21 protein-coding genes are annotated in these 25413 nt (G+C 46.3%); 2 read left to right on the forward strand and 19 right to left on the reverse strand.

The features are described 5' to 3' along the window. Positions 1 to 42 precede the first annotated feature (42 nt). Positions 43 to 675 carry a cAMP-activated global transcriptional regulator CRP gene (gene crp, locus OCV12_RS14725; protein WP_004410522.1) on the forward strand — a complete coding sequence of 211 codons (633 nt, stop codon included), beginning with the start codon at positions 43 to 45 and terminating at the stop codon, positions 673 to 675. Positions 676 to 864: 189 nt separating this feature from the next. Here the strand turns inward: crp and OCV12_RS14730 are convergent, their stop codons facing one another. The 18 genes from OCV12_RS14730 to pilM form a co-directional block, all read right to left on the reverse strand. Further along, positions 865 to 1656: a DUF1338 domain-containing protein gene (locus OCV12_RS14730; RefSeq protein WP_261884950.1), complete on the reverse strand. Its 792-nt coding sequence runs from the start codon at positions 1654 to 1656 to the stop codon at positions 865 to 867. Positions 1657 to 1870: 214 nt separating this feature from the next. Next, positions 1871 to 3328, reverse strand: a complete 1458-nt coding sequence (gene astD, locus OCV12_RS14735) for a succinylglutamate-semialdehyde dehydrogenase (protein WP_261884951.1) — start codon at positions 3326 to 3328, stop codon at positions 1871 to 1873. Positions 3329 to 3367: 39 nt separating this feature from the next. Further along, positions 3368 to 4387, reverse strand: a complete 1020-nt coding sequence (astA, locus tag OCV12_RS14740) for an arginine N-succinyltransferase (RefSeq protein ID WP_016796008.1) — start codon at positions 4385 to 4387, stop codon at positions 3368 to 3370. Positions 4388 to 4494: 107 nt separating this feature from the next. After that, positions 4495 to 5706: an aspartate aminotransferase family protein gene (locus OCV12_RS14745; protein ID WP_017632103.1), complete on the reverse strand. Its 1212-nt coding sequence runs from the start codon at positions 5704 to 5706 to the stop codon at positions 4495 to 4497. Between the two features lie 464 nt (positions 5707 to 6170). Continuing rightward, complete coding sequence (locus OCV12_RS14750) at positions 6171 to 6749, reverse strand: aminodeoxychorismate/anthranilate synthase component II (protein WP_009848915.1); 579 nt, start codon at positions 6747 to 6749, stop codon at positions 6171 to 6173. Positions 6750 to 6949: 200 nt separating this feature from the next. Further along, positions 6950 to 9544 carry an ExeM/NucH family extracellular endonuclease gene (locus OCV12_RS14755; protein ID WP_261884952.1) on the reverse strand — a complete coding sequence of 865 codons (2595 nt, stop codon included), beginning with the start codon at positions 9542 to 9544 and terminating at the stop codon, positions 6950 to 6952. A 385-nt stretch (positions 9545 to 9929) separates the two neighbouring features. Continuing rightward, positions 9930 to 10946 carry a tryptophan--tRNA ligase gene (gene trpS, locus OCV12_RS14760; protein ID WP_016796005.1) on the reverse strand — a complete coding sequence of 339 codons (1017 nt, stop codon included), beginning with the start codon at positions 10944 to 10946 and terminating at the stop codon, positions 9930 to 9932. 151 nt (positions 10947 to 11097) lie between these two features. After that, positions 11098 to 11784, reverse strand: a complete 687-nt coding sequence (locus OCV12_RS14765; RefSeq protein WP_061033626.1) for a phosphoglycolate phosphatase — start codon at positions 11782 to 11784, stop codon at positions 11098 to 11100. Between the two features lie 118 nt (positions 11785 to 11902). Beyond that, complete coding sequence (rpe, locus tag OCV12_RS14770; protein WP_017068835.1) at positions 11903 to 12577, reverse strand: ribulose-phosphate 3-epimerase; 675 nt, start codon at positions 12575 to 12577, stop codon at positions 11903 to 11905. Between the two features lie 204 nt (positions 12578 to 12781). Beyond that, positions 12782 to 13627, reverse strand: coding sequence for a Dam family site-specific DNA-(adenine-N6)-methyltransferase (locus OCV12_RS14775; RefSeq protein ID WP_017632098.1), 846 nt, complete (start codon positions 13625 to 13627; stop codon positions 12782 to 12784). Between the two features lie 69 nt (positions 13628 to 13696). Further along, the gene (locus tag OCV12_RS14780) at positions 13697 to 15214 is read right to left on the reverse strand and encodes an SPOR domain-containing protein (protein ID WP_261884953.1); all 1518 of its coding nucleotides are present in this window, start codon (positions 15212 to 15214) and stop codon (positions 13697 to 13699) included. A 79-nt stretch (positions 15215 to 15293) separates the two neighbouring features. Next, positions 15294 to 16382, reverse strand: coding sequence for a 3-dehydroquinate synthase (gene aroB, locus OCV12_RS14785; RefSeq protein ID WP_261884954.1), 1089 nt, complete (start codon positions 16380 to 16382; stop codon positions 15294 to 15296). Between the two features lie 25 nt (positions 16383 to 16407). Beyond that, complete coding sequence (gene aroK, locus OCV12_RS14790) at positions 16408 to 16926, reverse strand: shikimate kinase AroK (protein ID WP_009848907.1); 519 nt, start codon at positions 16924 to 16926, stop codon at positions 16408 to 16410. Between the two features lie 176 nt (positions 16927 to 17102). Next, the gene (locus OCV12_RS14795; protein ID WP_261884955.1) at positions 17103 to 18797 is read right to left on the reverse strand and encodes a type IV pilus secretin PilQ; all 1695 of its coding nucleotides are present in this window, start codon (positions 18795 to 18797) and stop codon (positions 17103 to 17105) included. A gap of 59 nt (positions 18798 to 18856) precedes the next feature. Then, positions 18857 to 19375 carry a pilus assembly protein PilP gene (locus OCV12_RS14800; protein WP_261885964.1) on the reverse strand — a complete coding sequence of 173 codons (519 nt, stop codon included), beginning with the start codon at positions 19373 to 19375 and terminating at the stop codon, positions 18857 to 18859. Beyond that, positions 19362 to 19973, reverse strand: a complete 612-nt coding sequence (pilO, locus tag OCV12_RS14805; RefSeq protein ID WP_261884956.1) for a type IV pilus inner membrane component PilO — start codon at positions 19971 to 19973, stop codon at positions 19362 to 19364. The genes OCV12_RS14800 and pilO overlap by 14 nt, the downstream gene beginning before the upstream one ends. Next, positions 19966 to 20565, reverse strand: coding sequence for a PilN domain-containing protein (locus tag OCV12_RS14810; RefSeq protein WP_261884957.1), 600 nt, complete (start codon positions 20563 to 20565; stop codon positions 19966 to 19968). Before OCV12_RS14810 ends, pilO begins: the two co-directional genes overlap by 8 nt. Beyond that, positions 20549 to 21574: a type IV pilus assembly protein PilM gene (gene pilM, locus OCV12_RS14815; RefSeq protein ID WP_261884958.1), complete on the reverse strand. Its 1026-nt coding sequence runs from the start codon at positions 21572 to 21574 to the stop codon at positions 20549 to 20551. The genes OCV12_RS14810 and pilM overlap by 17 nt, the downstream gene beginning before the upstream one ends. A 151-nt stretch (positions 21575 to 21725) precedes the next feature. Here pilM and OCV12_RS14820 point away from each other — a divergent pair, with 151 nt between their 5' ends. Further along, entirely contained in the window at positions 21726 to 24287 is a 2562-nt protein-coding gene (locus OCV12_RS14820; RefSeq protein WP_261884959.1) for a penicillin-binding protein 1A, read from the forward strand. Between the two features lie 93 nt (positions 24288 to 24380). Here the strand turns inward: OCV12_RS14820 and oxyR are convergent, their stop codons facing one another. Continuing rightward, complete coding sequence (oxyR, locus tag OCV12_RS14825) at positions 24381 to 25274, reverse strand: DNA-binding transcriptional regulator OxyR (protein ID WP_004737158.1); 894 nt, start codon at positions 25272 to 25274, stop codon at positions 24381 to 24383. Positions 25275 to 25413: the final 139 nt, after the last annotated feature.

A 25413-nucleotide genomic window follows, 5' to 3' on the forward strand; every position in this document is an offset into this window, starting at 1 on the left:
ACGGAAAGCGGCAAGCATACCCTGCAGAGGAAGTGAGATATTATGGTTCTAGGTAAACCTCAAACCGATCCAACATTAGAGTGGTTCCTTTCACACTGTCATATTCATAAGTACCCTTCAAAAAGTACTTTGATTCATGCTGGTGAAAAGGCAGAAACCTTGTACTACATCGTTAAAGGTTCTGTGGCAGTTCTTATCAAAGACGAAGAAGGTAAGGAAATGATTCTTTCTTACCTAAACCAAGGCGACTTCATCGGTGAGCTAGGCTTGTTCGAAGAAGACCAAGAGCGTACTGCTTGGGTTCGTGCTAAATCTCCTTGTGAAGTAGCTGAAATTTCTTTCAAGAAATTCCGTCAACTTATCCAAGTGAACCCAGACATCCTGATGCGTCTTTCAGCGCAAATGGCAAGCCGCCTACAAGTAACTAGCCAAAAGGTTGGTGACTTAGCGTTCCTTGACGTAACAGGTCGTATCGCTCAAACGCTACTAAACCTAGCGAAACAGCCAGATGCAATGACTCACCCTGACGGCATGCAAATCAAGATCACTCGTCAAGAGATTGGCCAGATCGTTGGTTGTTCTCGTGAGACAGTAGGTCGTATCTTGAAGATGCTAGAAGAGCAGAACCTAATTTCTGCACACGGTAAAACTATCGTGGTATACGGCACTCGTTAATCTCGATTAACTGAGCCAAAAATTTGAAAGCCACCAAATGCAAATTTGGTGGCTTTTTCTTTATCGAGAGAAGATACGAGATACGAGATACGAGATACGAATGGAACACATGAGGCTCTCGCCTTGTAAACACTCTCGAAGCGAAGCGTACCCGCATCTCTAGGGCAAAGCCCGTGCTTGTATCTTTCTTTAACCGTTAGTGCTTTCGAAGATCTTATCCGCCGATGCTGCAACAAAACCGGTGTAAAGCTCACCATTCGTCATCGCATAACGCTTAGCGAACTCATAGAAGCCTCCAGGAATCATCTCATTGCCTTCAACAAATGAAACTGGCACTTTGTCTGCCATTGTTGATGATTGCTCTAATAAGACCTCTGGAGAGCCTTTAACCTCACCACCAGATGCATTGATAGTGAAACCAGATTCGCTCAAATAGTCATTCACTGCCTGTACTTCATCAAAGGCGTTAAGTTGATTTACGCTCACCGTAAAGTGGTTGGCACCGTAACCATGAGCCGCTAACCAAGACGCGTATTCACTCTCTTTTGCAAGCACTTGGAAATCTGCGAAGCTTAAATCCCAAAGGCGTCCGCCAAACAGGAATTCATGACCTTGCAGCTTGCTTGCATCGACTTGCTCAACGAGCTTAGCAACGATCTGTTGTAGCTCACTTGAGCACTCTTCTACCTTCAATTCACTAATGAACACTTTCGGCTGTTTTGGGTCTGGGTGCTCGTAATGCTTCGCGACTAGCTTCTTGCTCTCAAACAGGTAATCGCCACACGCTTTATAACCTAGCTCAAGGAAAGGCTTAGCCAATGTTTCAATACCCAGCGGGGCAACATTAAAAGTACGTAGCGCAATGTGATCGTTAATCAGCGCTTCGTCTTCTTTCAGCAAGTGGTGTACTTTCTCAGCCGATGGACATAGCCTGTGAATGTAATCATCCCATAGTGATTTAAAGAGTAGATCGGGCGTCATGGTGACTCCTTGTCAGAGGTTCTAGCAAGCTAGTGATTTGGATTAGAAAGGGAGAGGCTGGACATAGAGTCAGCAGCCATCAGCCTGTGACATACTTTTTCTATTATTATCTACCGCCCAATCTTGATGCTGAGCGTGGTTAAAATAAGGAAGCGATACGCCGCTTCCTTATCTCATAACTAATGAATGAGCCTTAGCTCAATATCAATCTAAACTACAGCTCAATGCCCGGGCTAAACGTAGCTGGCAGCTGAGTTTCACCACCTTCCATTGAAGCCATTGGGTAAGCACAGTAGTCCGCCGCATAGTAAGCACTTGGACGTAGGTTGCCAGAAGCGCCCGGACCACCAAATGGTGCATCACCACTTGCGCCTGTGAGTTGGCGGTTACGGTTAACAATACCCGCACGGATATGGTCAACGAAGTATTCCCACTCAGAATCGTCTGTCGATACTAAACCAGCAGACAAACCAAAGCGTGTGTCGTTAGCTAACTCAACCGCTTGCTCTAGCGATTGGTAACGAACCACTTGTAGCAATGGACCGAAGTACTCTTCATCTGGTAGTTCAGCAATGTTGGTTGCATCGATAATACCCGGAGAAACAAACGCCGCTTCACCCGCTTTTGCTTCTACTAGGCTTACACCACCTAGCGATTGCAGATTCGCTTGTGCATCTAAAATAAACTTAGCAGCTGCTTCTGAGATCTGTGGGCCCATAAAGGGTGCAGGTTCAGCGAAAGGCTGATCAACACGAATCTTTTGCGTAGCCGCTACCAGCTTATCGAGCAGTAGGTCACCCTTCTCGCCAACAGGAACATACAGACGACGAGCACATGTACAACGTTGACCAGCACTGATGAACGCCGATTGGATAATGGTGTATACCGTTGCGTCCGCATCACCGTATTGGTCACTGATCACCATAGGGTTGTTGCCGCCCATTTCTAGTGCCAGCATCTTACCCGGTTGACCCGCGAATTGGCGGTGCAGGATATGACCCGTATTGGCACTACCCGTAAATAGCACGCCATCAAGACCTTTAGCATCAGCCAGTGCGATACCTGTCTCTTTCGCGCCTTGCACTAGGTTGATTACGCCTACAGGAAGACCCGCTTCTTGCCATAGCTTCATTGCGAACTCACCCGTCCAAGGTGTCTGCTCTGAAGGTTTGAATACCACGGTATTACCCGATAGCAGAGCTGGAACAATGTGACCGTTAGGTAGGTGACCTGGGAAGTTGTAAGGACCAAATACCGCCATCACGCCCAATGGACGATGACGAAGTACGATTTGGTTGCCTGCCGCTTCACGTGAAGCTTCACCAGTACGCTCGTGGTAAGCACGGATAGAGATAGCGATCTTACCCGCCATTGCGCCCGCTTCAGTGCGAGTTTCCCAAATAGGCTTACCCGTCTCTTTTGCGATAATTTGCGCGATCTCTTCGCTGTTCTCTTTCACTTTTTCCGCGAACTTCAACACGATCGCTTCGCGCTCAGCAAAGCTCAGCTTTTTCCAAACTAGAAACGCTTCACGAGCCGCTGCTACTGCAGATTCAACCTGTGCTGGTGTTGCACTATCACCTTGCCACACTACTTCGTTGTTGTATGGGCTTACTGATGTCATGGCGTCACCTTGACCTGCCACCCATTGTCCTGCTATCCACTGAGTCATACTTCTATCCTTAAAATCTTCGACAGATAATCGCCGCTCTTATTGAGCCAACATGCGAACGTATTCGCCTTCTTTTACTTCAAGAGCGCTTGCTACTTCAGATGATAAAATCACTGTGTCGCTTGCTTGGTCATACGCACCTTTCGCGGCTACTGCGCGGAAGTTCTCAAACGAGGTATTACCAATTAGGAAGTCTTTAGAGCTAGAGTGCTCTGCAATTTGAACCTGTGCTCGAATTGAGTGACGCACCGATTCGATGTTTCTAAGATCACATTCAACCGTTGGGCCAGCATCAAAGATGTCGACATAACCACGGTTAGTGAAACCTTCACGCTCCAGCAGCTTGAGTGCAGGACGCGTATTGTCATGCACCTCTCCAATCACCGCCTGAGCTTCTTTGCTCAATAGGTTCACGTAGATAGGTAGCTTAGGCATGAGATCGGCAATGAAGCCTTTCTTACCAATACCGGTTAGGTAATCGGCAAGCGTGAAATCAATCGAGAAGAAGTGCTCTTGCAACCATTGCCAGAAAGGAGAGTTGCCTTCTGCATCCGATACACCACGCATCTCAGCAAAAATCGTTTTCGAGAAACGCTCTGGGTGCTCAGACATGATCAAGAAGCGACATTTCGACATCAAACGACCATTCAATCCACCGCGGAAAGCTGGACGCAAGAACAGCGTACAAATCTCGCTGCACCCTGTGTAGTTATTACCGAAAGTCAGCAGCTTCACGACGTTATTTACACCAAGCTTTTGCGATGAGTGAACCACTTTACTGATGTGGTAAGAGTAAAACGGAACGTCCCAACCAATTGAAGCTTCAATGCCTGTGGTACCAGCAACTTCACCGGTTTCTGTGTCGAAGCCAACCATTAGGTAGCCTTCGTCACCGGGTTCAGTCACGTCTTGCTTGGCAAAGCTGTATTCAGAATGAGTAATACGATTAGTTAACAGTTCTTCGTTAACCGGAAGAGATGTGAATCCATGTCCTGACTCAACGGCGCAGGTATGCAGCGCATCGTAATCAGATAGTTTTATTGGGCGAACAACTAGCATCAATATTCCCTCCAGATGCAAAATAGGCCCAAAACCAGAAGCTTGGGCCTTTAGCAGAACGTCATGGGATCGCTCTAGTGGCGATCATTCCTATGACGCCGCTCAGGCTAAACTAGCGTAGCGATTGCTTTGTCTAGTTTTGATAAGCCTTCTTCAATTTCTTGTGTAGTGATAACCAGTGATGGAGTAAAACGAACCACGTTTGTACCCGCAACCAGTACCATCAAGCCTTGTTCGCCTGCTGCTACTAATACGTCACGTGCACGTCCTTGCCATTCGTCGTTGAGTGCAGCACCTAACAATAGGCCTTTACCACGAACTTCACTGAAAATTTGGTACTTGTCGTTAATCTTAGCTAGGCCATCGCGGAACAGAGCTTCACGCTCTTTCACGCCAGCCAGAGTTTCAGGTTGGCTAACGACATCAACAACGGCTTCTGCTACTGCACACGCTAGTGGGTTACCACCGTAAGTAGAGCCGTGTGTGCCGACTTTTAGGTGTGTCGCAAGTTCAGAAGTTGTGAGCATTGCGCCGATAGGGAAACCACCACCTAGAGATTTTGCTGTGCTCAAGATGTCTGGTGTTACACCTAGACCTTGGTAAGCATAGAAATTACCAGTACGGCCATTACCTGTTTGCACTTCATCAAAGATAAGCAGTGCATTGTGTTTGTCACACAGTTCACGAACTGTGTTCACGAATTCAGACGTTGGAGAAATGATACCGCCCTCGCCTTGCAGAGGTTCCATCATGATGGCACAAGTGCGATCAGAGATGTGTGCTTCTAGCGCTGCAATATCATTGTAAGGCAGGTGAGTTACATCGCCCGGTTTAGGGCCGAAGCCATCAGAGTAAGCTTCTTGACCACCAACCGTTACAGTAAAGAAAGTACGACCGTGGAAACCTTGTTTGAATGCAATGATTTCAGATTTCTCAGGACCGTGAACATCCGCCGCCCAACGACGAGCTAGCTTTAGAGCTGCTTCGTTCGCTTCCGCGCCAGAGTTTGCAAAGAATACTTTTTCTGCAAAACATACATCTGTTAGCTTTTTCGCTAGACGCAGTGCAGGTTCGTTGGTCATCACGTTACTTAGGTGCCAAATCTTGTTTGCTTGCTCAGTAACGGCGTTAACCATTGCCGGGTGACAGTGACCCAAACAGCTCACAGCGATACCACCAGCAAAGTCGATATACTCTCGGCCTTGTTGGTCCCAAACGCGTGCGCCTTCCCCTTTTACCGGGATCATTTCCATTGGGTTATAACAAGGCACCATCACCTCATTAAACAGACTACGTTCTACTTTATTTTCCACTGTCATCGTACATTCCTTCTCGATACCGCAAGCTTCGCAAATAAGCGTAATGGTTCATAAGTGAGACAAAGATATTTTGTCTCGCCATAATCCCGCTGCAGCATTATATTTACATTTAATTAACCTTTTCAATAGTAGATTATTCTTTAGCCATCCCTAACAACCAGCTAAACGTCACTACCTATGACTATTTATGCATCAATTAATCTGTTTTATGAAGCTTTTTTTACCTAAACGTATAACCAGCAATAGCAAAGCCTTACTGGCACAGCGGTATATAGGGTTCGAGAGGAAATAAGGCGAATAATTTTGCATAGGCTAAAAACTTAGCGAAGCGAGAGAGAAATGTTATAAAAAGTGATCGGCGTCAGAGGGAGAGAGAGGCGTAAAGCCCGAATTTAAACGCTTAACGAATGGGCTGACAGGTTTAACTGGCTTATTTAGGCGAAGAAAGAGGCAAATTTAAACACTTAGCGTGCTAGGAAGTTAGCGAGAAGCTGGTGTCCTTGCTCTGTTTTAATCGATTCAGGGTGAAATTGCACCGCATCAATCGGCAAGGTTTTGTGTTGATAACCCATGATTTCATCCATGCTGCCATCTTCAAATTCCGTCCAAGACGTCAGTTCAAAGCAGTCTGGTAGCGTGCCATTTTTCACCACGAGTGAGTGGTAACGAGTCACGGTTAACGGGTTATTCAATCCTTGAAAAACACTCTTGCCATTGTGGCGTATCGGAGAGGTTTTACCGTGCATCACTTGTCTAGCTCTCACTACTTCACCACCAAACACTTGAGCAATGGCTTGATGACCAAGACACACACCTAAGATCGGCAGCTTACCCACGAAGTGTTCAATGACTTGCAGAGAGATTCCCGCGTCATCCGGCGTACAAGGACCCGGCGAGATAACAAGGTGACTAGGATTCAGCGCTTCGATACCTGCGATATCAATCTCATCGTTGCGTACAACTTTTACAGTTACCCCTAACTCACAGAAATACTGATACAAGTTATAGGTAAAGGAGTCGTAGTTATCGATGATAAGTAACATGGGTCGAAATCGTTTGCTAAATACTAAAGGATTGGGAGATATAGGGGCGGTATTGTGCAATACCCATAGCGAAAGGCAAGTGGAAACTGCATTTCGCCAATAATTAAGGCCAACCTAGGTTGACCTTAATTGTTTACAGATAGCTTTAAGTTATCGGAATTGGCTTGCTTGTATGGTTTGCCAATCTACTTACGATTTAGCTACTTGCGACGACGCCACATTGCTACGCCAAACAATGACATCAATGCACCCAAGCCGAATGAACCGCCGACTCTTAGCTCAAGAACCGCAGGATCATGATCCGATGAACGGAAGTGATCTTGGTACTTAGGCAGATCGCCTTTGTACTCTTCGTTGTAGTCAAACAACGTCGATTCGCCACCGTTAATGTGCCAGTCCGTTGCATCCACCACCATGTCTTTCAGGCTATCGCTGATCAACAGGTGATCCAGTGCGCCCACTTCGTCATTGTATGAATAGCTCCAGCTGTCTGGGTGCTTTTGAGCGACAGCATTAATGTAGCCGTAGTTCTTCGTAATCACCGCACCGTTATCACCAAACTGCTCAACACCATCAATGTAAGTGTTACGAGCCGCTTTGATTTGCTTACCGTATTTCTCTTCAGAGTAATCCGTTAGCACCAGCATTGGATCTTCCATGCCGTACGAGTTCATATCACCCAGAATCACTTTGTGACCTTTGATGCCATCGAGCGCTTCACCCAGTGCAACCGCCGCAGCTACGCGGAAGTTCTCACATGAACCTTGCTTATCGGCATCAACACCACCTTGACCGCCCTGCTCAACCGGTGCTGCATCTTCCCAACACTTAGAGCCTTTCGATTTAAAGTGGTTAATCGCTACGGTCAGTTTCTCTTTGGTACCTTTGACCTTGAAGGTTGGCGCTAATGAGTCACGCTGGTAGTTCTTACCGTCCTCAATCACCTTGCCTGAATCGTCTAACACCTCTGGTGCTTGTTGGCTTGGCATCGCGATAACGCGGCTGTCTTTAAGCTTAACTACCTTCTTGCGGTAGATAACACCCGTTGTGATTACGTCAGTACCAATCGAGTCCATCTCGTCGGTTATGCCATCTTCATTTGAATCAACAGCGACAAACGTATAACGGTCTTTCTTACGTTCAATGCGATCATTCAGCTGGTTAACAAGCTGTTGAATAGCAGAACCTTCACCAAAGCCGTTGTTCTCAATTTCCATCAAACCAATGATGTCAGCGTCTAGACGAAGAATCGCGTTCACAATCTTTTCTTGCTGCATTTCAAACTCAGTGATGGTGTTCGCGCCACGGTTGTTGCCGTGTTGGTTCGCATCACCGCCAAATGGAGAGTTGAAGTAGTTCAGTACATTGAAGGTCGCGATACGTAGGTCACCTTCATCCATGTCTGGCTTGTCGGTACGTGGGTCGTTACGAACGAAGTTTTCAGCCGAGATCTGGTTAGTCGTAATTAAACGGTACTCACCGTAGCTGTAAGTCAACACACCTTCTAGGCCGACAATCGTGTCATCGATACGGATGTAGTCTTCGGTCGAACCATCTTGGTCGATGTCGGTACGGCCAAAATCTGGGTAGAAAGGAACTTGGCCATCACCCGCTTTTTGATCCGTTTCTACGAAAAGACGACGATCAGCGTTGTCTTCTGTTTGCTGTTTCGCTTCATCAGAACCTGCGGCGAAAAGCTGGTTCGGTTGCATGTTGATACGCTCATGCGCCAATACCATGTTATTACGACGACCTGCGTAGTCATAACCAAAGGTACGCGTCACACGCATATCAAGCGCTTCGGTTGTTTTCACCAACATGCCTTCGTAGCGTTCAAGCGTTGCAGCGAAGTTCTCATCACTGTCTAGCGCTTCAATCGCCGTCGCTTCAGGGGCTTGTTGTTCGCCCTGCTTTAGCCATTGGTTGTTTTCAACTTTAAGCTGAGTGTGGCTGTAGTATTCTTGAACCTTACCTTTCACACACACCACATCGCCTGCAGCTAAGTCTGAGCTTGATTGGTTAGTGTGAATAAACAGACCTTCAGAAGTGCTTGAATTGAAGTCATCCTCAAGCGCTTGCAGATAAAAGCCTTTGGTTAGGCCCGTTGTCACTGCGCTAACCACACCTTTTACGAAATACTCATCGTCGGTGATATACGGGTAGCCATCAATGAATGGCGATGTTGCGCCCTCACCTTGGATTTCTTGAATGGTGGTGAATACTGGTGCAGAGCCATCTTGCGTACAAGCGAAGGCTTCTGGCAGCTCAACATTGTCTAGTGAACCTAGCCCTTCAATGCTGTCTTTTGGTAGCGATACCCACTGTGAAGCGTCAAACGTCGCCGAAGGTGTTTGCTCAGCACGAACCAAGGTAACATCTTTGCCCCAGTCCACATCACCCATCACACCAATCATATCCAGCACGCTTGAGTCTGAATTCAGGATAGCCAGTGGATCGTCGCCATTATGATTAGCCAATGAAGCATTGAGAATGTCAGCGACCGCCTTAATCTCATCACTGGCACTGGTATGAGCAACAACAAGTACCTCTCCGGGCGCTAAAACTTGGCCATCTAAAGGTAAAGTGGCGCCCCATGATCCGTTGCCATTGGCTGACTTAGCCAGTGAGTAACCATCTAAGTTAATGCTGCTATCGCCGTTATTGGCGATCTCAACCGCTTTGTTGTAGCTGCCGCCTTCCACATACTGTGAAATAAACAAATCAGCGTGTGCGCTTGTGGTTAACAAGCTACCAATTGCCACTGCTAGCAATGAAGGTTTGTGTAAAAGAGCCATCCGTTTCACCTGAGTTCATTGATTTATAGTCACTGCCCTCTATGGGCAGTCATGTATTTTGAGGTAACTATCAGGTTTATTTATGAAAGGAATAAGTCAGTTGGCAAGAAAATGAGGAACTTATCACTTTGGAATCATCAATTGTTTGGCACGTTATATATTTCCAACATATATAGAAATGAGTGCGAATTTATAAAGTCCAGAAGTACTGAACAAGATCATCGGCACAGCATTAACATGATGGATATGCTAGTCAGATACTGCGTAAATTATCAATTCAAACAAGGGGTTTTCGAGGAAGGCAAATGGAATGGGCATTAAAAAGCCCAAAGTAAACAGAAGCTACTTTGGGCTCAAATTCTCAAGCGAGTTGTGTTAGTTCACCCTATGGGCGAGTAACAAAACCTACTGCTTCGTATGCTTTTTTCAGTGTTACTGCAGCACGCTCAGACGCTTTTTCAGCACCCGCTTTCATTACTGCGTCCATGTAAGCACGGTCAGCACGGATACGGTGGTATTCAGCTTGAATCGGCTCAAGCATCTCAACCAATGCTGCGCCTACATCTTTCTTGAATGGACCGTACATCTCAACGCCTTGGTATTGCGCTTCGATCTCTTCAAACGTTTTACCCGTCGCTGCTGAGTAAAGACCCATCAGGTTAGAGATACCCGCCTTGTTTTCCCAATCGTGAGCAATGCGTGGTGGCGTTTCTGCATCAGTTTGCGCTTTGTTGATCTTCTTGATGATCGACTTAGGCTCTTCTAGCAGAGTAATTACGTTCTTACGGTTGTCATCCGACTTAGACATTTTCTTAGTCGCGTCTTGCAGGCTCATTACACGAGCATTCACTGTTGGAATGTAAGGTTCTGGCACTTGGAAGATAGGCGTTTCAGGACCGTAGATGTTGTTGAAACGAGTGGCGATATCACGCGCTAGCTCTAGGTGTTGTTTCTGGTCGCTACCTACTGGCACTTGGTGAGCGCCGTAAAGCAGGATGTCTGCAGCCATCAACACGGGGTAGTCGTATAGGCCTACGTTTACGTCGTTTGAGTGACGTGCAGACTTATCTTTAAACTGGGTCATACGGCTCAGTTCACCCATTTGCGTGTAACAGTTAAGAAGCCAACCAAGTTGAGCATGCTCTGGTACGTGTGACTGAACAAATAGCGTGCTCTTCTTTGGATCAACACCGACAGCAAGACAGATTGCTAGTGCGTCTAGAGTCGCTTCATGCAGTGCTTTCGGGTCTTGGCGAACCGTAATTGCGTGAAGGTCTACAACACAGTATTGGCAATCGTAATCATCTTGCATCTGTTGCCATTGACGTAGAGCACCCAAGTAGTTACCGATACTTAGTTCACCAGATGGTTGAACACCACTCAATACGATGGGCTTGCTCATGGTTTTAATTCCTTTGCTTATTCGCTAAGTTTATTGAACGCTTAGCTTCTTAACTTAAATATAGAAAAGCCGCACAGCTCTTTCTGCGCGGCTCATCCAGTGTACTCATTGATAAGTATTTTGCTAGTGGGTTAGCTAACTTTTGTACGCTTTATGCTGAAACTAGAACGACATCTAGTAATTGAGCAACGTTATCCGCCACATAGTCAGGGTTTGATGCTGAAATTGGCTCACCGTGATTGTAGCCGTAAGTCAGACCAAACGAGTGGCAACCCGCATTCTTCGCCGCTTTGATGTCGTTGCTTGAATCACCAACCATCAACATCTCTTCCGCTTTAACGTTGTGCTTTTCTAGCAACCAGTTCAGCGCTACTGGGTTCGGTTTTTTCTCTGGGAAAGAGTCGCCGCCCAAGACATCAACAAAGTACTTATCGATACCGTGTTGCGCCAGAACGTCGGGTACAAACTTCGATGGTTTGTTCGTCACAAGCGCCATAGTAAAACCTGCTTTATGTAGTTCAGCCAGCGTCTCTTTTACTGATGGGTAAAGGTGGCTCAGCTTGTGGCCGCCCTGTTCGTAAAAATCATCAAACAGGATGCGCGCTTTCTTCAGCAACTCAGGCTCTAGGCTTGGGTCAACGGTTAGATTGCGGCTGAGTGAACGCCCGATAAGCACGTCAGCGCCATTGCCAACATAGTCACGAACTTGTTCTTCGCTCACTGAAGGGAAACCCAACTCCTGACAAGCTTGGTCAGCGGCGACAGCCAAATCAGGCACGCTGTCTAACAAGGTTCCATCCAAATCAAAGGCGATCAGTTTTATTGAGCTTAATGACATCTTACTTTCCTATTAATTATATTCGTCTTATGTGTTGAGCGATAAGACGTAAAAAAGGGGCCAATGAGCCCCTTTATCTAAATTTTTGATTTTAGGTCAACTGACCCTAGTTCTACTTTTATGCGTTAACTTTTGCAAGTTCTGCACGCATCTCATCAATCACTTCTTTGTAATCTGGTTGATTGAAGATAGCTGAACCTGCAACGAACATATCCGCGCCCGCTTCTGCGATTTCACGGATGTTATCAACCTTCACGCCGCCATCAATCTCAAGGCGAATATCACGGCCTGATTCATCAATTAGCTTACGAACTGCACGAAGCTTATCTAATGTGTGAGGAATGAAAGATTGACCGCCGAAACCTGGGTTCACAGACATCAGTAGAATCATGTCTACTTTGTCCATGATGTAATCTAGGCAAGATAGTGGTGTTGCAGGGTTAAGAACCACGCCCGCTTTACAGCCGTGTTCTTTGATTAGTTGTAGGGTGCGATCGATGTGCTCTGATGCTTCAACGTGGAAGGTAATCATTGATGCGCCCGCTTTTGCAAACTCAGGCACAATGCTGTCGACTGGCTTAACCATTAGGTGAACATCGATAGGAGCAGTAATGCCGTAGTCACGCAGCGCTTTACAGATAGGCGCGCCAAAAGTCAGGTTAGGTACGTAGTGGTTGTCCATCACATCGAAGTGCACAACATCAGCACCAGCTGCCAACACTTTTTCTACGTCTTCACCAAGACGAGCAAAATCTGCAGACAAAATCGATGGAGCGATTAAAAAATCTTTCATACCAAACCTCTTAAGAGTGAGTAAATTGCGAATGTCACCGCCTTGGTGCTCTCTCATACACAAATATAAGACTCAAGCCCAAGACTATTTGGTGTGCAATTCTACCTAAGCACCTAAGCAGATCCTAGCAGTTCGAAAGATTAGTTTAAGAAAGTATCCGTTGGTCACTCAATTTAATGAGTTTGGAGGTGATTCTGACCAGACCTATTCCGCTGATACGTGTTGCTGGTTTTTCTCTTTATGGAAAAGCGCCAGTAACTCATCAACTTTATTACGCCCAGCGCCGTTACGGCTGATGGTGCGCTTCACCTTCACCACGTTCAGTTCCGCACCATGATATAAGCGACGAGTTAGGGTCGTATCGTGGTTTGAAATCAAAACGGGAATACCACGTTCCATTGCGGCTTTTTCAGCGACATCAGCCAAGGCTGCCTGATCATCTAAGCTGAAGCCATTACCTGCATAAGAGGTAAAGTTAGCGGTATTCGATAGCGGTGCGTACGGAGGATCACAGTAAACCACGCAGCCTTTGCGAGCACGGCTAAAGGTTTCATGGTATCCCTCACAGACGAAGGTGGCTTTTTTCGCTTTCTCAGCAAAAAATTCTAACTCGGCTTCTGGGAAGTAAGGTTTTTTGTAAGAACCAAACGGAACGTTAAAACCGCCCTTCTTGTTGTATCGACACAGACCATTGAAGCCAAAGCGGTTCATATACAAGAAGGCAAGCGAACGATACATGACGTTGTCGGTATCGTTGAACTGGGCACGAATATCTAGAAAGGCTTCTTTGCGATTGTTCTCAGGGCAGAACCAGCGCTTCGCTTCCGTGATGTAAGTTTCAGGATCGGTTTTAAGTAAATTATACAGGTTGATAAGATCGGGATTGATGTCTGCAAGCAGGTACTGCTCAAAGTCAGTATTCAGGAATACTGAGCCGGCACCGACAAACGGTTCTACCAATTTACGAGCAGGTGGCAGGTGACGTTGGATGTCTTCAACTAGGCCATATTTACCACCAGCCCATTTTAGAAAGGCACGCTGCTTTTTCATTTACTGCTCTATCTATCAACTCAAAAATAAGGCTGCGGAATGTAACATATTTTGAGGCTAAGCTCAGGGTTATTTCGCACGTTCTATCTCTCGATGCACTTGATTCATCGATTTTGCCCAAGGTTCCAACTGTTGAAGGGGTTTTGATAACGCACTTACCGCGTCTCTCGCCACTTGAATCGTTGGGTAATCTTGATAAGTGATAATAAACCACTTGATGTCGTTACGAAGTGTTGGGTAGATACGAACCTTGTTCTCAAGGTCATACTCTTCAATGAAGGATTGCACATCTTCCAGTGAGGTCATCGCACTCAACTGCAAGGTATACGCGCGTGGCGAGATAGCTTGTAACTCTTCACGAGCAAATGAGAAGGTGATCTTTTTGGTCGGTGGCGTTGAATCAGTTAGGTCTGACTCTTCATCGACTGTTGGTTGTGGCTCGGCTTGTGCTGCATCAGGTTGTGCGCTAACCGCTGCCCCTGTGTTTTCCTCAACAGCCGCGTCAATCGCGCTAGTATCAGCACTCTCCGGTTTATCATCAAGCAGAGCATCAACCACGTCAGAGGTGATCACAACGCGTTGCTGATCTTGTTCGACTTCCCCAACACTCGCGGTATCTTCAACAACAGTTGGTGGCAGAGACGAGCTATCATCATCGGCACCTTGGTAACTCATGTCGGTTTCAGCTTCAGAATCAACAGATCCATCAACGCCAGCTTGTTCAGTGCCGCTTTCCACTTCAAAGGTTGGAATAGCGGTCTGTTCAATCGGTGCGATAAGCGACTGCGCCTTATCGTCTGGTGTTGGTTGACTGAACATCCACCAATAACCACCACCAATTAACAACAGCAACAAGGCCACCACAATCGCGATATTGATTGGTGAGCCAATGATTGAGCGAATAATAATCCTTTTTTCCACTTTCAATTCTCCTAAAGCCATTAACTCGCCGGGCAGAGGTTGCGCTTTACTAAACGCACGTCGCACGCGAGTTTCAGACTCATCATCAACATATCGAATCACCAGTGATTCAAAGAAATGTTCAGCTTCTGGTTGCGAAAGGTCATCGATCTCGAGATCGATAGGCTTGAGTGGTTGGCCGTAACTCAGACGTGTTAATAGCGTGTCTAAGTGACCCGTATCCGAGAAGAGAACGATATTGATCGTCCATTGAGGGTTTGATTGAGCTTCCAGTACCAACATCCATAATTCGGATACCAATAGCTCAGAGAGTCGGTGGGCATCATCAACAACGATAACCACATTACACGCATCCCCATCCAGTAGCCGAGTGAGGCTATCTGATAAAGAGTCATGTTGATTAAAGAGTGGATCGGAAACAATTTGGCTAAGAATAAGCGCACGGCGTTGTTGATCGTCTTGGCTTGGGTGACAAAGCAGTAAGCACTGATTTTTTTCTGTCGACCACGCTTCAAGATAACGCTGAGCTAACCAAGAACGGCCCGAGCCAGTTTTACCAGCAACCGTGACTAGGTTTGAACCAAAGTTAGTCAAAAGCTGTAAGCGCTCTAGCAGCTCAACTTGAGATTCTAACTCTAATACTCTTAATTCATGAGCCAAACTCATTGGGGATCCCTACTGATAAGATCGATCAGTAAAACGCTTCAGTTGCCTAGAGTTTAACTAGGCAACCTCACAACCAAATTTAAAGAGTACGGCAGAAATCGATCGCTTGTTTAATGATGTCTTGAGGCACATCAGCGACCACTTCAGCAGTACCAATACTTGTTGGCAATACCAAACGTAACTGACCAGACAGCACTTTTTTATCACGCATCATGTGCTTCATAAAGTCTTCAAAAGACATGCTTTCTGGCGTATGGATTGGCAGTTTCGCATTCTTGAGTATAGAAATAATTCGCTCAAGTTGCTGCTGAGAGATCAGTCCCTGTAATTGAGCAGTTTTCGCTGCCATTACAGTGCCTGACGACACAGCTTCACCATGTAGCCAATTACCATAGCCTAGTTCTGCTTCGATCGCATGACCAAATGTATGACCTAGGTTCAATAACGCTCTGATTCCTGACTCTTTTTCATCTAGAGCCACCACTTCTGCCTTAATTGCACAACAACGAGCAATTGCGGTAATCAGTGCCTCTTCATCAAGTTGATAAAGTTTCTCTAGATTTTTTTCCAACCAATCAAAGAAGGCTTCATCGTAAATGATGCCGTATTTGATCACCTCAGCAATACCCGCTGCAAACTCACGCTCAGGAAGCGTTGATAAACAGTTAGTATCGATGATGACAGATTTCGGTTGGTAAAAAGCGCCGATCATATTCTTACCAAGGGGATGGTTTACTGCGGTTTTACCACCTACAGAAGAGTCCACTTGAGAAAGAAGTGTCGTTGGGATTTGAATGAAATCAATACCGCGCTGGTAACAAGAAGCAGCAAAACCGACCAAGTCACCGATAACACCACCACCTAAAGCAATCACCACCACATCGCGGCTGTAATTTCCTTCAAGCATGTAGCTCATCACTGAATTGAACGTTTCAAGGGTTTTGTACTGTTCACCGTCTGGCAACTCTAAAAGAGAAGTCTGACAGCCAACTTGATCCAATAGCGATAAAATTTTATCAGCATAAAGAGGCGCTACTGTCACATTACTGATAACAACAACTTTCTGTTTGCCTGATAAAAAAGAAAGGTACGCCGGGTCTTCAAATAACCCGGCGCCAATAGAGATTGGGTAGCTACGCTCAGCTAGATTGACCGTAATCCGTTCCATGGGTTTGCTCTCCGAAAAAATGAACTTAACGTTCTTCTAGCATTTTTACGATCTGGTTGGCTACCACTTTTGCACTTTGGTCGTCAGTACGAACTGTGTAGTCCGCCACTTCTTCGTATAGTGCGTTGCGAGATACAGCTAGATCTTCTAGCACATCACGCGGGTTGTCTGTTTGAAGTAGAGGGCGTTTCTTGTCGCGGTTAGTGCGAGCAAGTTGCTTTTCAATTGTTGTCTCTAGGTATACAACAATGCCTCGTGCAGATAGACGGTTACGGTTTTCTTTGCTCAGCACTGAACCACCGCCTGTCGCAAGAACAATACCTTGTTCTTCTGTCAGATCGTTGATTACAGATTCTTCGCGCTTACGGAAACCATCTTCGCCCTCAACATCAAAAACCCATGCGATGTCTGCGCCAGTGCGCTCTTCGATCACAGTGTCAGAGTCTAAAAACTCCATATGAAGTTGGGAAGCTAGGTGTCTACCAATTGTACTTTTGCCGGCGCCCATTGGGCCAACAAGAAAAATATTGCGTTTCTCAGCCATGTTTTTAGCAGTAATTTACAACGTTAATTCAATGACATCGCCACAAGGTAGGTCAGTACAAGTACTGAAATTAAAAGGCCCGTGGCACCGATTCCTCACAGATAATTCGTGATAAGACCCGAAATTATCAAGGTTAGGTGCCACTAATGCAACTTTATTTTTAATCTAATTGTTCATTACTGAATCACAACTTTAGGCGTGACAAAAATAAGCAGTTCACTTTTGCCCACATTTTCGTAGCTGCGACGGAACAATGCACCTAACAAAGGCAGGTCTCCTAACACAGGAACTTTATCGACTGTGCTACTCACGCTGTGTTGAAATATCCCACCAAGAACGACCGTTTCACCATTATTAACAAGCACTTGCGTACCTATTCTTTGGGTGTCTATCGCGACCGCTTCCCCAGTTCCGGTTTTCACCACTTGGCCAGGTCTATCTTGAGTCACACTCAAATCCAACACCAAGCGATTGTCGGGCGTTATCTGCGGCGTCACTTTAAGACTCAATACTGCTTTCTTAAATGCGACCGATGTAGCACCACTTGAAGAGGACTCTAAGTAAGGAATTTCAGTACCTTGCTCAATATAAGCGGGCTTTTTATTGGTGGTGATTAAGCGTGGGCTAGAAATAATCTCAGCTTTCGACTCTTGTTGCAGTGCCGACAGTTCAAGGTCGAGCAACGTATCCGAGCCAAGCTTGGCCACCTGAAAGGCAATGCTCGATGCATTCGGCGATGTCGCACCCAAGTTAACGTTGAGGTAGTCATCAATCGCACTATTACCGCCATCATCGTCATACGGTGTTATTTGTGATGGATGATTACCTTCAATTGAACCGCCAACGGTGAAGCTTCCGTTAGTCGAGGAAACACCCCAGCGCACGCCAAGCTCATCAAGATTACCTTCGGTGACGGTCACGATACGCGCCTCTATCTGTACCTGCTTTACTGGGATATCCAAGGATTCAATGATGCCTTGTATCACCGCAATGTTCTCTTCCAACTCACGAATCAATAAAGAGTTAGTGCGCTCATCAATGGTAATCGAACCGCGATCAGACAACATACTCACGGCCCCCTCACCGCCAATCATGTCAGCGATGTCGGTGGCTTTAGCAAAATTGATCTTGATGATTTCTGACTTGAGCTCACCCAACTCCTCTTCCAAACGAGATTTCTCGAGCGCTTGCTGCTCTCGAAGATCCAACTCAGCTTTCGGAGCAACCAAGATGACATTGCCATCCACACGCTTATCCAAGCCTTTAACTTGTAAGATAATGTCGAGAACTTGCTGCCAAGGTACGCCATCTAAACGTAAAGTCAGATTCCCCGCGACCGAATCAGACACGACAAGATTGAAGTCGTTGTAGTCAGCGATCAACTGAAGGACGTTTCGTACTGGGATATCTTGGAAGTTAATTGAGATCAGCTTACCCTCTTTCTCTAGGATGTTTTTCTCAGCGGTCGTTTCATCGATAACCGGCTTACTGATCACCACCTCAATGAAGCGACCTTTTAGGTTGTATTCATACTGGTAGTCATTATTGATGGTCGCGAGAAGCCGAGTGCTCGGTGTCTCTTTGTAGACTTCAATCCCTTCAACTAAGGTGGCGAAATCTTTCACATCCAGAAGGTAGAGTTTGTCGTCATCAACCTGAGTATTAAGTAACTCTATACTCAAGCCTTCCTGAGCACGCTGCACATCGACCACCGCAGTGGTGGTGGCTAGCTCAATAATGATGACGGCCTCTTTATCCTTATTAACCCTAAAATCAATATTCTCTAATTTATTAGGCAAGCTCTCTGCGTGGCTAGGCACGCTAAAAACCAACATCACAGACACAGCAAAACCTTGTAAAGCCTTACTCATTAACCCACTTATTCCTTTATTCATATTTACATCTCATATCCACATCATGTGACATTGGTTTACTTCAGAGCCAGCCTAACGTTGCGCTTATGCCAACAACCTAAGCCATCTGGAAGAGTTTCATTAATCTGAACGTACTGGCTCGTCACCTTAGTAACTCGGCCATTGTTTAGGCCGATAAACTGGCCTTTCTTGACGTTTACCACGTTGCCTTTCGGTGTTTGCACTAGCCCAAACACACTTGACCCACTGCCCATCACGCCTCTCAAACGCAACTTGCTGAGTGGGTACTTCTCTAACTTTCCGTTACGAGAGCGAGCGCTAGGTTGCCAGCAGTCTTTCTTAACCAAGGGCTGGTTTTGCACAATGGCTTCTTTAGGGAGTTCAAAGGGAGGACGAAAGGCTCGGCGCTGATAAGTCGCGGCCAAGAACTCAGTCGCAGGGACAAGTTGCTCGACGTCTTTTCTCGCCTTGGCTTCAACCTGCACCACAAAATCTTCAAGTGAATCTTGATTGGCTTTACAGCCTGACAGCGCAAGCAGCAACACGATTGAGTAAAACGCGCTATTGGGTTTCATCATTGACCTCCGATTTAAACTGGTAGGTATAAGCTCGAACCCTAAAGTGCAGCGTGCTACTTTCTTGACTGACTCGCTGCCAGTTCACATCATCAAAGCTAATGATGCGCGGCAGCTTGGCGATAGCCGCTGAGAAGTCACCAATCTCATGGTAGTCACCCGTCAGTTCGATATTGAGCGGTAAACGATAGAGGAACTCCTTGTTCTGTTTTTGCCCCCAATCGATTCGAGTGAAGGTCAACGAATTATCCAAGCCGAGTTCATTCACAGACGCCAACATACTGGCCAGCTCTTTTTGAACGGGCAGCTGCTCCAACAGATAATCGTAGCGACTGGTTAGCTCATCCAACTGGCTCTGCAATTTAGGTAAGGCCGCAACCTTGTTGGCCTTTATTCGCAAGGTCGTCTTTAAGGTTTGTTCTTGTTGCTTCATCTGTTGCAGTTCATCGTCGAGTGGCAATACATAAAGCCAAGTGCCGACACCTTGGATTAATATCATCAACACCAGAATGACCAAGAGCTGGGGTAGCAACGGCCACTCGGTGATCTCATCAACATCAAGATCCTGAAAACTCATCCAATTTTGAAAGTTAGCCATGATTCGCCTCCTTCCCTTTACGGTTCGCCGTGGTGCTTTCTAAAGAAACGGGACTGAAAACAAAAGAGACCTTGAAGGTCTGGAACTCTTTATTGAAGCGCTTACGGTTATGAACGATAGAGTGCATCTCAACCCCTTCCAGAGAATCAGATCGTTCTAGGTTGTCCAACATAGTGGCGAGACGAGCCGTACTGTCGCTGATGCCCGACATCTCAATCTCCTGACCATTCATCTTTATCTTGTCGACATACACGCCCTCAGGAATCAGCTCCGGCATCAGGTTCATGAAATCGGTGGTCTTATTGCGCCCAAGCTGCAAAGACTCCACCACATCCAGTCGAGTGAGAATGGCTTTGTGCTCTTGCTCGGCGATTTTTAATGACTGAATCTGTCGATCAAGCTCAGCGATGTATTGATTGAGATAATTAAGGCGCGCTTGCTGCTTGGCTTGTTGGTCGTGAAAGTAGTTACCGACCGCCCATTGCCCACCAAGCGCAATGATGACACCGAGAATGACTAGATGAACAAAACGCTTTTTGTGTTGAGCCCGAATCTCATCGCGCCAAGGCAGCAGGTTAATTTGATGCAACATGCTTCTCTCCCTGCCACTTAAGTCCACTCATCGCCATACCTGCGGCAATGCCAAAGTGTTGCCAGTCCATCGGCAGTCGACGTCGCTTCGCCACCTTGTTCTCAAACAGAGACAAAGGGTTGAGCGACTCACAGCTCAGCTGAAAATGGTGCTCTAGCTCTTCAGTGACCATCGGAATACTGGCTCCCTCGCCCATTAGCCAGATCCCTGAAATAGGCTGAAGTGCATTAACTGAAGAATAGAGCTGCAACTGACGCTTGAGCTTTTCGATCAAATTGACAATAAATCGGTGGGTATCTTCAGCCGTGCCGAACACGCCTTCTATATCACTCGGGTTATCCGAGCTTCGAAGATCTTGCGTACCAAAGGCGATATCTTTATAGAAAGGTGCTGAACTCTGCGGGATAACCCCTAGCGAGGTTTGGTCGATTCCAACATCCACCAGCAACCAGTTCTTCTTATCGGGATACAAGCGCGAAGCCAATTGCCAAATATTAAGCAGCCCATGCGCCTGCGTATCGACGACCACAGGTTTAAAACCCACTTTCGTTAGTGCATCTGCTCGGCTATCGACCACTTCCTTGCGAGTGGCATACACCTGATAACTGCTTGTCGATCCTTTACCAAATCGTTTGTCTTCCAGCTTTACAAAATCTAAACTCAGCTCCTCGATAGGAAAGGGAGACTGGTGAGCGAAGGTTTGATAGATCGAAAACTCTTTTTCTCTGTCTTCTAACTCACTCTCTATTTGCAGTACTTTGCTGATCACTGTGTTATCAGGTACCGAAATGGCGACGTTGCGACAGCCAAAAGGCAGTCCTTTCCTAAGTTCTTTGAGTTTCTTAACAGTTTTCTGATACTCCAAAGTATGGTTAGCTGTAAAAATGTCGTCCGAAATCGGCAGCTCTTTGTATCCCACTAGGGCATACAACTCCCCCACGGGTTTTAGTACCACGGCTTTGATGCTGTGATGATTTATATCTATACCTGTAATTAATGATGAACCCATGTGACCTAGCTCCTGAAGTGCCAAGCATTTCGTTGATTATCTAGGGGTTGTGATTATTAGTTAAATAAGCGTTAATAAACGAAAGCTAAGTTTTTAGCCTAGAGTACAAGGGTTTGCTGCTTATCAGCCTTAACTAATCAGGGATTATCCGGTGAAGTTCATAAAGCGATTATTCATATTTACATTGATTTGCATGATTCTTGGAGTCAGTACAATTTTCGGGTTTTATTATTACGTAAAACCAGAGTTGCCTGATGTTGCCACTTTGCGCGACGTAGAACTCCAAACGCCGATGCAAGTCTTCAGTCAAGACGGTAAGTTGATCTCTCAATTTGGTGAAAAGCGTCGTAATCCAGTCACTTATGACGAGATTCCTCGCCACTTAGTTGAGGCTTTGATTGCGACCGAAGATAGCCGTTTCTACGAACACCCAGGTATTGACCCAATCGGTATTACTCGTGCAGCGATCGTGGTTGCTATGTCGGGTTCTGCAAAACAAGGGGCGAGTACCATTACTCAGCAGCTTGCGCGTAACTTCTTCTTATCTAATGAGAAAAAGATCATGCGTAAGATTAAAGAGATCTTCATTGCGATCCACATTGAGCAACTGCTTAGCAAAGAAGAGATCATGGAGCTGTACGTAAACAAGATCTTCCTTGGCCACCGCTCATATGGTTTCGGCGCAGCAGCGCGTGTTTACTTCGGTAAGGATCTTCCGGATCTAACACTAAGTGAACTAGCTACACTTGCGGGTATGCCAAAAGCACCATCGACAATGAACCCTATCTATTCTGTTGAACGTGCGACCAACCGTCGTAACGTTGTATTACGTCGTATGTTGGACGAGCAATACATCACTCAAGCAGAGTTTGATGAAGCTCGCAGTGAAGAGCTTATCTCGAAGTACCACGGTGCAGAGATTGAACTCAGTGCTCCGTATGTTGCAGAAGTTGCACGTGCTTGGATGGTGGAACGCTATGGCGAAGCCGCTTATACATCAGGCATGAAGGTCTACACGACCGTTGATTCAAAACTACAGAAAGCAGCGAACCAAGCCGCGATTAAGAACCTGCTTGGCTACGATGAGCGTCACGGCTACCGTGGTGCTGAAAAAGTCTTATGGCAAACCGAGCAATCAGCTTGGGATCATGAAAAGATCGTTAAACAGCTTAAATCTCAACCAACCTATGGTGACCTAGTCCCTGCGGTTGTGACTTCAGTTGATTCGAAAAGCGCTCAGGTTTGGGTTAAAAACCAAGGCGAGGGTACTATCGAATGGCAAGGCATGAACTGGGCTCGTAAGTTCCTAACAGACGACCGACAAGGCCCCGCTCCTTCGCAAGCAAAAGAGATTCTTGCTGTTGGTGAGCAAGTTTGGGTTCGTCATGAAGCCGTAACAGGTGACGAAGTCTCTGAAGAGCCGACAGAAGAGTCAGCGACAGCAGAATCGGAAACACCTGTTGTTTGGCGTCTAAGCCAAGTGCCCAATGCAAACACTGCATTTGTGGCAATGAACCCGAACAACGGCGCAGTATTGTCGATGGTGGGTGGCTTTAACTTCGTACACAACAAGTTCAACCGCGCGACGCAATCTATTCGTCAGGTTGGTTCTGGTATCAAACCATTTATCTATTCAGCAGCGATTGAGAAAGGCTTAACACTGGCTTCATTGATCAACGATGCACCGATTAACCAATGGGATAAGAGCCAAGGTACGGCATGGCGACCAAAGAACTCGCCACCAACCTACGTTGGCCCAACTCGTTTACGTATTGGCTTAGCTCAATCGAAAAACGTAATGGCGGTACGTGTACTGCGTGAAGTTGGTTTGGATGATACTCGTAACTACCTAACTCGTTTCGGCTTTGATATTGATGAAGTACCTCGTTCTGAGACTATTGCGCTTGGTGCTGGTAGCTTAACACCTATGAAAGTAGCGCAAGGTTACTCAGTATTCGCTAACGGCGGTTACTACGTTGAACCTTTCTACATCAGCCGCGTTGAGACTCCATTTGGTGAGACTGAGTTTGAAGCGACACCTAAAGTCGTGTGTAAAGAAGATTGCAAACAGACTATTACTGCCGATCCAATGGCGGATGAGTTTGCCGAGCAAGACGTAGATGCGAAAGTTCAATACGCTCCTCAAGTTATCTCTGAGCAGAACGCTTTCCTTGTTCGTGAAATGATGTACAGCAACATCTGGGGTGGCGGTGACTGGAGCCAAGGTACGGGTTGGAATGGTACAGGCTGGCGTGCTCAACCATTGAAGCGTCGTGACATTGGTGGCAAAACAGGTACTACCAACGACTCGAAAGATACTTGGTACAGCGGTTACGGCCCTGGCATGGTTGCAACGGTATGGGTTGGCTTTGATAACCACAACCGCAACCTAGGTCGCACTAAAGCGAACTCTAACCTTGGTAAGAACCAGATTACTGGTGCGGAAGCCGGTGCTAAGACAGCAGAACCAGCATGGGTAGACTTCATGGGCACGGCATTGGCAGGCGTTCCAGCACAACGCAAAGAGATTCCAGAAAACATCGTTCGCGTTCGTATTGACCGTGATACCGGCTTACTGACCAACAAGTACGATAGCTCATCAATGTTTGAGTACTTCGAGAAAGGCACTGAGCCAACTGAGTACATCACTGAGCGTTTCAATGATGATATCTACTCCACCTCTTCAGGTGAAACGGTAGAAGAACTGTTCTAAGCAGTTCTTTGAACCTAGCAACATAAGCAAATAAAAAGGGTTGATTTGAATTCATATCAACCCTTTTTTTGTCTCTGCTATACGGAGGTTAAGCTAAACGACCTTTTCCAACTGAGTACGAATCGTCTCCGCCAGTTGCTCAAAGCGCCCTTTCAATGGAGAGCCCGGACGATACGCAACCACGATACGACGTGAAGGCGTTGGGTTGACCGCAGGCACGTAGCACACACCATCTTTCTGCTTTTCTTTTGGTACTGATAATTGAGGCAGCAAGGTAATCCCCGCGCCTGCCGCGACCATGTTACGCAGCGTCTCTAAGCTGGTCGCTTTAAAACGCTCATCATCTTTTGCTCCCGCAGCAAAACAGAACCCTAGGGCTTGGTCTCTTAAACAGTGACCGTCACCAAGTGCTAAAACTGTCTGTCCATTGAGTTGAAGCATATCTACCGTGTCCTGCTGAGCCCATTCATGGTCACATGGAACCGCAACACTTAATGGCTCGTCATACACATCAATCTCTTTGAATACCGCCGTTTCATCAACCGCAGCCAGTACCAAGCAGTCAAGCTTGCCATCTTCCAATTGACTCACTAATTGATGAGTTTGCGCCTCATGCAGGTATAGCTCTAACTCAGGAAAGCTCTCTTTCAGGTGAGGAACAATCTTAGGCAGGATATAAGGACCTACCGTTGGAATGAAACCAATATGCATTGGTCCGGTCATCGCTTCACCGTGTCCACTCGCCATATCCTTAAAAGTCTTCACTTCGTTGAGAATACGCTTGGCTTGTTCAACAAGTTGTAACCCTGATTCTGTAAATATGACCTTCCTTGGACTACGCTCGGTTAACTGAAGTCCGATTTCATCTTCTAGTTTGCGTATTTGACCGCTTAGTGTTGGCTGACTGACAAAGCACGCTTCTGCCGCTTTTCGGAAGTGTTTGTGCTCTGCGAGCGCCACCAAGTATTCAAAGTCACGAATGTTCATGATCAGTCTCTTACCTCAGGTTTAATAAGAACAAGGGTTTTCATAGCAACATTTAAAAGAAAAATGCTCTTGATAGAATTTACCTATCAAAACCATAACATCAAACGATTAGAGCTATCAAAGAATTTATCTAATAATG

It is taken from the genome of Vibrio pomeroyi (assembly GCF_024347595.1).
Lineage (GTDB): Bacteria > Pseudomonadota > Gammaproteobacteria > Enterobacterales > Vibrionaceae > Vibrio > Vibrio pomeroyi.

Coding starts and splice junctions, on each gene's coding strand:
- OCV12_RS14800 (WP_261885964.1), bottom strand. CDS start 19,375: ATGAAACCCAATAGCGCGTTTTACTCAATCGTGTTGCTGCTTGCGCTG.
- aroB (WP_261884954.1), bottom strand. CDS start 16,382: ATGGAACGGATTACGGTCAATCTAGCTGAGCGTAGCTACCCAATCTCT.
- crp (WP_004410522.1), top strand. CDS start 43: ATGGTTCTAGGTAAACCTCAAACCGATCCAACATTAGAGTGGTTCCTT.
- OCV12_RS14745 (WP_017632103.1), bottom strand. CDS start 5,706: ATGACAGTGGAAAATAAAGTAGAACGTAGTCTGTTTAATGAGGTGATG.
- trpS (WP_016796005.1), bottom strand. CDS start 10,946: ATGAGCAAGCCCATCGTATTGAGTGGTGTTCAACCATCTGGTGAACTA.
- astD (WP_261884951.1), bottom strand. CDS start 3,328: ATGACTCAGTGGATAGCAGGACAATGGGTGGCAGGTCAAGGTGACGCC.
- OCV12_RS14810 (WP_261884957.1), bottom strand. CDS start 20,565: ATGTTGCATCAAATTAACCTGCTGCCTTGGCGCGATGAGATTCGGGCT.
- aroK (WP_009848907.1), bottom strand. CDS start 16,926: ATGGCTGAGAAACGCAATATTTTTCTTGTTGGCCCAATGGGCGCCGGC.
- rpe (WP_017068835.1), bottom strand. CDS start 12,577: ATGAAAGATTTTTTAATCGCTCCATCGATTTTGTCTGCAGATTTTGCT.
- astA (WP_016796008.1), bottom strand. CDS start 4,387: ATGCTAGTTGTTCGCCCAATAAAACTATCTGATTACGATGCGCTGCAT.
- OCV12_RS14795 (WP_261884955.1), bottom strand. CDS start 18,797: ATGAGTAAGGCTTTACAAGGTTTTGCTGTGTCTGTGATGTTGGTTTTT.
- OCV12_RS14750 (WP_009848915.1), bottom strand. CDS start 6,749: ATGTTACTTATCATCGATAACTACGACTCCTTTACCTATAACTTGTAT.
- pilO (WP_261884956.1), bottom strand. CDS start 19,973: ATGGCTAACTTTCAAAATTGGATGAGTTTTCAGGATCTTGATGTTGAT.
- OCV12_RS14780 (WP_261884953.1), bottom strand. CDS start 15,214: ATGAGTTTGGCTCATGAATTAAGAGTATTAGAGTTAGAATCTCAAGTT.
- OCV12_RS14730 (WP_261884950.1), bottom strand. CDS start 1,656: ATGACGCCCGATCTACTCTTTAAATCACTATGGGATGATTACATTCAC.
- OCV12_RS14765 (WP_061033626.1), bottom strand. CDS start 11,784: ATGTCATTAAGCTCAATAAAACTGATCGCCTTTGATTTGGATGGAACC.
- pilM (WP_261884958.1), bottom strand. CDS start 21,574: ATGGGTTCATCATTAATTACAGGTATAGATATAAATCATCACAGCATC.
- OCV12_RS14755 (WP_261884952.1), bottom strand. CDS start 9,544: ATGGCTCTTTTACACAAACCTTCATTGCTAGCAGTGGCAATTGGTAGC.
- oxyR (WP_004737158.1), bottom strand. CDS start 25,274: ATGAACATTCGTGACTTTGAATACTTGGTGGCGCTCGCAGAGCACAAA.
- OCV12_RS14775 (WP_017632098.1), bottom strand. CDS start 13,627: ATGAAAAAGCAGCGTGCCTTTCTAAAATGGGCTGGTGGTAAATATGGC.